The following is a 6,292-nucleotide window of genomic DNA, read 5'->3' as shown; positions in this document are numbered from 1 at the left end:
AAAACCCCAGACTTTATCCTCACCACCGCTCAGCCACCCAATCCAGCAACAGCCGCCTCCAAAGCATCAAGGAACAGGGGGCCACGCGTCTCTCTGGCGCCGGCGGCGTTTCGCAGTCAGCCCCATATTCACCGTCGCGTAAGCTGCCGCAACGACAACTCGCCCCCTTCGCTCTTTCATCAACACAAACCATGACGGATTTCACCAAGACGGCACTGGATCTCGCCCATGAGGCTCTGTATCGCACCTCCCCCAACCCCCGGGTGGGTTGCGTGCTCGTCAACAACGACGGCACCATCATTGGCCAGGGGTCTACCCAGCGCGCAGGGGGACCACATGCGGAGGTGATGGCTCTGCGCGACGCAGAGCAGAGGGGCAATTCTCCTCAAGGTGCTACCGCCTACGTCACTCTAGAACCTTGCTCACACCACGGGCGTACAGGTCCTTGCTGCGATGCCCTCATTAAGGCTGGTATCGCCAAGGTCGTCGCATCGCTTGCCGACCCCAACCCCGCAGTGGCGGGCAATGGGTTTGCGCGCCTGCGTGCGGCGGGGGTAGCCGTAGAGGTGGGGCAAGGAGCGGAAGCATCCAGGGAGCTGAACCTGGGGTTTTTCAGCCGCATGATTCGAAAAACGCCCTGGGTGCGTATGAAAGCAGCCGCCTCACTCGACGGTGTGACCGCATTGCCCAACGGAGCAAGCCAATGGATCACAGGGCCCGCTGCGCGAGCCGACGGACATGCCTGGCGCGCAAGAGCCTGCGCGTTATTGACTGGGATCGGGACCGTGCTTGCGGATAACCCGCGACTGGATGTGCGAGGCGTACCCACCGACCGACAGCCTACCCTTGTTTTGGTAGACAGTGCACTGGCGGTACCTTTGGACGCTTTGATTTTCGCCGCAAACCGCACGGTCTATATCTATTCAGCTGTGGCACATGAGGAGAAACGCCGCGCGCTGGAAGCCCTGGGCGCCACCGTGATCACCATGCCCAACAGCGCTGGCAAGGTGGATTTGCCTGCGATGGTGCGAGACCTTGGACACAGGGGGATCAATGAACTGCACGTGGAAGCGGGATACAAGCTCAATGGTTCGCTGCTACGCGAAGGACTGGTCGATGAGCTACTGGTCTATCTCGCCCCCAAGCTGATTGGCGAGGGCATGGGATTGGCCCAGATCGCTCCCTTGGCGACACTTTGTGAAGCACATACTCTCAGCTTCCATTCGGTAGACCGGATCGGGGAAGACCTGCGCATCCTTGCGCGCTTGCAGGGGCGAGACAGGTTCTGATGAAATCGCAGTGGCCCCAGTCGCGGGATTTTCCGGCCATCAAAGCGCATGCCGCAACCTCAACTGCGACGCCATCGCATAGCTGGCGCAAAAGCCCGCTAGAGCGCGACACGGATAATCCCGCCCTATGGCACTTATCACCTTACTGGACGCCCAACTCGCATTTGGGCATGTTGCATTGCTGGATCACGCCGGCTTTTCCCTGGAGACCGCAGAGCGGGTTGGCCTGATCGGTCGCAATGGAGCGGGGAAATCGTCCCTTCTCAAAATCTTGGGAGGACTTGCCAAGCCAGACGACGGCTCCTTGCAAGTTCAGCAAGGGGTGCGCATTGCCTTCGTCGCCCAGGAGCCGACGTTAGACCCCAACGCCACCATTTTCAAGGCGGCGTCCGAAGGCCTGCAACGCGTGATCGCCGTCCGCGATCAGTACCTCTCGGGAGCGGAGGGGCTGGATCTGGATGCCCTGCAATCGGAAATCGAGGCCTACGATGCTTGGAACTGGGAGCAGCGCGTAGAAGAAACCCTGCAGAGATTGCACCTGGACCCCGAAGCCGTGGTCGGAACACTATCGGGGGGTACCAAAAAACGCGTGGCGCTGGCACAAGCGCTGGTAGCGCGCCCTGATGTGCTGCTGCTGGACGAACCCACCAACCACCTGGATCTGGACTCCATCGAGTGGCTCGAAGACCTGCTGCTGGACTTTCCGGGCAGCGTCATAACCATTACCCATGATCGGTCTTTCCTGGACCGCGTGGCCACCCGCATCGTGGAGCTAGACCGAGGACAGTTGCGCTCCTACCCGGGCAACTTTGCCCAGTATCAGATACAGAAAGAGGAGCAGTTGGCACAAGAGGCAGTAATTGCCGCCAAGGCCGACAAGCTGCTAGCCCAAGAAGAAGTGTGGATACGGCGTGGTGTAGAAGCGCGCCGCACCCGGAGCCAGAGCCGCATCAGCCGTCTGGAACAGTTACGTGCCCGCCGGGAGGCTCGCCGCGAAGTCGTTGGCAGTGTGCGCATGGATGTCGCCACCGGAGGCTCCAACGGTTACCAGGGCAAGATCGTGGCGGAACTGCAAGGGGTGAGTAAATCCTTCGGCGACAAAACCATCGTGCACAACTTCTCCGGGACAATACTGCGCGGGGACAAGGTGGGTCTGATCGGACCGAACGGCGCAGGCAAAACCACGCTGCTCAAGATGATCCTGGGAGAACTAGAGGCCGACAAAGGCACCATCCGGCAGGGAGCGAACCTGCAGGTGGCCTACTTTGACCAGATGCGCCATGCCGTCAACCTCGACGCCACGCTGGAAGACTTCATCAGCCCCGGCAGCGAATGGATCGAGATCGGCAATCAGCGCAAACACGTCAAGAGCTATCTGAGCGACTTTCTGTTCTCCCCCGCGCGCGCGCACTCGCCTGTGCGATCACTGTCCGGTGGCGAACGCAACCGTCTGCTGCTCGCCCGGCTGTTCGCCCGACCGGCCAATGTGCTGGTGCTGGATGAACCCACCAACGACCTGGACATCGACACCTTGGACCTGCTGGAAGAATTGCTGGAAAACTACGAAGGCACGGTGTTCCTGGTCAGCCATGACCGCACCTTCCTCGACAACGTGGTGACCAGCACCCTCGCTTTTGAAGGCAACGGCCTATGGCGCGAGTACGAAGGCGGCGTGCAAGACTGGCTGCTCCAATCCAAACGCAGTCGGTCGCTGCAAGCTGCCGCAGCAACGTCCTCCAAACCACCTGCACCAGAAACTTCAGATCAAAACACGCCGGAGCGCACATCCAATAAGCCTGCGCAGCTATCAAAAAAGAAACTTAGCTACAAGGAGCAGCGTGAACTGGATCAGCTGCCGAGCCTCATCAGTGCACTGGAGTCTGAGCAGAAAACCCTTCAGGATGCACTGGCCGACGGGTCACTCTTTGGCACTGACCCAACCCGCGCAGCCGCCATGACAAGCCGAGCCGCCGCCATCGATGAAGAGCTAATGACGGCATTGGAACGTTGGACGGCGCTTTCCGAATAGGTGCCAAGCGCACTCACGAGCGTGGACTTCTAGGGAAGGCTATTGCACAGTCAGCCCCGCCCCGGATGCGGAGATAGCCCTCAAATGCGATGGTGAAGGCGGTCCGTCGCTCCGCGCAAACGAGCAATCAACGCTGGGGCAATCTGCCCCAGCGGCAGCACCTCATCGGCAGCGCCATGGGCGATGGCCTCCCGCGGCATGCCAAACACAATACAAGTCGCTTCATCCTGAACGTAGTTGTAGCTGCCCGCGTCTTTCATCTCACGCATGGCCACTGCACCGTCGTTGCCCATACCTGTGAGCATGATGCCGAACGCATTGCGTCCCACAACCGCCGCTGCAGACTTGAAGAGCACCTCGACCGAGGGCTTGTGACGATTGACTGGCGGACCATCGTCCACCACCGCCACGTAGTTGGCTCCACTGCGGGCTACATGGAACTGAGTGCCGCCCGGCGCGATGTAGGCGTGGCCGGGCAAAATGCGCTCGCCATTCACCGCCTCCTTGACCGTGATCTGGCAAAGCCCATTCAAGCGGGCAGCAAAACTGGTAGTGAACCCTGGGGGCATGTGCTGGGTGATCACGATCGCCGGCGAGTCCGCAGGCATCTGGACCAGCACCTCCTTGATGGCTTCTGTGCCCCCCGTCGACGCACCAATGCAGATGAGTTTCTCCGTGGACAGACGGCCAAGCAGACCGGCTGCAGGCACAGCATGGGGCGCGGCCGAGCCACCCGCTCCGCTGGCTACTGCGTCGCGCGCTGGCGCGCGGCGCACCTGCGCGACGGCTGCAACACGGATCTTGTCCACAATCTGCGTAGCCAGGTCATTGAGCCCGCTGGCCAGCCCTACGCGCGGTTTGGCCACAAAGTCCACCGCCCCCAACTCCAGGGCCTTCATCGTGACTTCAGCTCCACGTTCGGTCAGCGTGGAGATCATCACCACCGGCGTGGGCCGAAGACGCATGAGGCGCCCCAGAAAATCAATGCCATCCATGCGCGGCATCTCGACATCCAGGGTGATGACATCCGGATCCAGTTCGCGAATCATCTCGCGCGCCACCAGAGGGTCGTTGGCCGTGCCAATGCACTCCATGTCGCGCTGGCGGTTGATGATCTCGGATAGCAGACTACGGACAAGCGCCGAATCGTCCACCACGATCACCCGGATTTTCCTGCTCATTAACTCAAACCTTTATCAAAACAGATCCACAGAACCACCCGATGTGGTCTTGGCCACCGTGGCTGCGTTGCCACGGACCTCCTGGGCCACCAGGGCTTCAGGATGAGCATGTGCCAGCCGCTTTACCATCGCCTTGCCCGTCACAGGAAAGAAAACCACCTTGCGCGGGTAGATGTCCAGCACGTCCTCGGAGACGATCGGAATACGCTCGGTGTGCAAGTAGTTCAACACAAAATTCGTGTTGCGCTCACCCACGTTCATGGTGGTGAAGTTGTGCATGACCTGAGCACCACCAAAAATCTTGGCCTGCATGGTTTCACGGCGTGCGCCTAGCTTGAGCATTTCGTTGATCAACAGCTCCATCGCGTAGGAGCCATACCGCCCCGATGCGTCCGCCAGATCGCCGTCCGGCAGCATGAAATGATTCATGCCACCGACACGCGCGCGGCTGTCCCATAGGCAGGCGGCGATGCACGAGCCGAGCACGGTCATGATGACCATGTTCTCATCCGCCACAAAATACTCGCCAGGCAGCACCTTCACCGCGTTGTGCTGGAAGTGGTGATCGAGGTAAAAAAACGACGCCTCTCCTGGCTTGCGGCTGCGGGCCTTGAGCTCCTGCAGCGACGACTCCCGTGCGGGACCGTTGCCTGGCGTGTAGATGTCGGCGCTCAGCGGCGCAATACGCGGAGCGCGGCGCCTTTCGGAACTGCCGGGCACAGCAGCAGCATTGGAAGGGGATGAACCTGTTTGAATGTTGGTCATGGGTGCAATGTGCAGGACAACATGGACAGGTCAGCGGCGCTCGTACACCGTCTTGCCACGCAGGGTGAACAGGTCTTTGGACTCGCTGAAGTTCTCGGCGTGCCCCACAAACAACATGCCACCCGGCTTGAGCACGCGGTGGATTCTTTCGAGCACGCGCCGCTGCGTAGGTGCATCAAAGTAAATCATTACATTTCGGCAGAAAACCACGTCGAAAGGCTCCTTGAACGGCCAATCGTCGCGGATGAGATTCACACTCATAAAGTCGATGGCGCGCCGTAATTCAGGCTTGGCACGGACCATGCCCGCGTTCCCACCTTTGCCTTTGAGAAAGAACTTCTGCAAGCGCTCAGGACTCAAGCCCTTGACACTGTCGAGCCGGTACACGCCCTGCGCGGCTGTGGCGAGCACGCGCGAATCGATGTCGCTGGCGGTCAACTTGAAAGAAGCATTGGCGCCCAGCGCCTCCAGCGCGGTGATCACGATGGAATAGGGCTCTTCGCCTGTGGACGCCGCGTTGCACCAAACCCTCCAGTTGGCCGATGGCTTGGACCGCAGGTGCGACGCAAAAATTTCAAAATGATGCTGCTCACGGAAAAAAGCCGTGAGGTTGGTGGTCAGTGCGTTCACAAACTCCTGCCACTCCGGCCCATCGTGGGTCTCTAGCCAGCTCAGATAATCGTGAAAGCTGGTGTGGCCAGTGTCGCGCAGTCGTCGCGATAGGCGGCTGTAGACCATGGCGTGCTTGCCATCATGCAAGCTGATGCCAGCGCGCTGATAGATCAGGGACTGAACCCGGGCAAAGTCTGCATTGGTCCAGACAAATTCACGCCCTTGGGCCAAAGGGCCGGAAGGAGCTGCCGCTGCGACGTAAGCAGAATCTACCCTGGCTGGGCCTGACCGGACTGACGCCGAAGCACTGGTGGTTTGGGCCATATTGATCGTCCGAGGGGGAAGTCCTGTTCGCTCCAAAAGGTCTGCAAGCAATACTCACAGCCTGACATGTGCCTGCGCCACCACTGGCTGCT

5 protein-coding genes are annotated in these 6,292 nt (G+C 60.2%); 2 read left to right on the top strand and 3 right to left on the bottom strand.

Features of this window, described 5'->3' with window-relative positions:
• Positions 1-191 precede the first annotated feature (191 nt).
• Positions 192-1,289 carry a bifunctional diaminohydroxyphosphoribosylaminopyrimidine deaminase/5-amino-6-(5-phosphoribosylamino)uracil reductase RibD gene (ribD, locus tag AC1Q64_RS17815; protein ID WP_492252233.1) on the top strand — a complete coding sequence of 366 codons (1,098 nt, stop codon included), beginning with the start codon at positions 192-194 and terminating at the stop codon, positions 1,287-1,289.
• A gap of 127 nt (positions 1,290-1,416) precedes the next feature.
• Complete coding sequence (locus AC1Q64_RS17810) at positions 1,417-3,318, top strand: ATP-binding cassette domain-containing protein (protein ID WP_291435212.1); 1,902 nt, start codon at positions 1,417-1,419, stop codon at positions 3,316-3,318.
• An 80-nt stretch (positions 3,319-3,398) separates the two neighbouring features.
• Here the strand turns inward: AC1Q64_RS17810 and AC1Q64_RS17805 are convergent, their stop codons facing one another.
• Genes AC1Q64_RS17805 through AC1Q64_RS17795 form a run of 3 tightly spaced genes read right to left on the bottom strand, consistent with a single transcriptional unit; the run spans position 3,399 to position 6,200 of the window.
• Positions 3,399-4,499 carry a protein-glutamate methylesterase/protein-glutamine glutaminase gene (locus AC1Q64_RS17805; RefSeq protein WP_291435209.1) on the bottom strand — a complete coding sequence of 367 codons (1,101 nt, stop codon included), beginning with the start codon at positions 4,497-4,499 and terminating at the stop codon, positions 3,399-3,401.
• A gap of 15 nt (positions 4,500-4,514) precedes the next feature.
• Positions 4,515-5,264 (bottom strand): chemoreceptor glutamine deamidase CheD, encoded by a 750-nt coding sequence (cheD, locus tag AC1Q64_RS17800; RefSeq protein ID WP_291435207.1) that lies wholly within the window; start codon positions 5,262-5,264, stop codon positions 4,515-4,517.
• Between the two features lie 30 nt (positions 5,265-5,294).
• Positions 5,295-6,200: a CheR family methyltransferase gene (locus AC1Q64_RS17795; protein ID WP_492252240.1), complete on the bottom strand. Its 906-nt coding sequence runs from the start codon at positions 6,198-6,200 to the stop codon at positions 5,295-5,297.
• Between the last annotated feature and the right edge of the window lie 92 nt (positions 6,201-6,292).

The organism is Acidovorax sp. GW835-FHT14G06, assembly GCF_058793595.1.
This window is presented reverse-complemented; position numbering and strand designations above follow the sequence as displayed.

Coding starts and splice junctions, on each gene's coding strand:
- ribD (WP_492252233.1), top strand. CDS start 192: ATGACGGATTTCACCAAGACGGCACTGGATCTCGCCCATGAGGCTCTG.
- AC1Q64_RS17810 (WP_291435212.1), top strand. CDS start 1,417: ATGGCACTTATCACCTTACTGGACGCCCAACTCGCATTTGGGCATGTT.
- AC1Q64_RS17805 (WP_291435209.1), bottom strand. CDS start 4,499: ATGAGCAGGAAAATCCGGGTGATCGTGGTGGACGATTCGGCGCTTGTC.
- cheD (WP_291435207.1), bottom strand. CDS start 5,264: ATGACCAACATTCAAACAGGTTCATCCCCTTCCAATGCTGCTGCTGTG.
- AC1Q64_RS17795 (WP_492252240.1), bottom strand. CDS start 6,200: ATGGCCCAAACCACCAGTGCTTCGGCGTCAGTCCGGTCAGGCCCAGCC.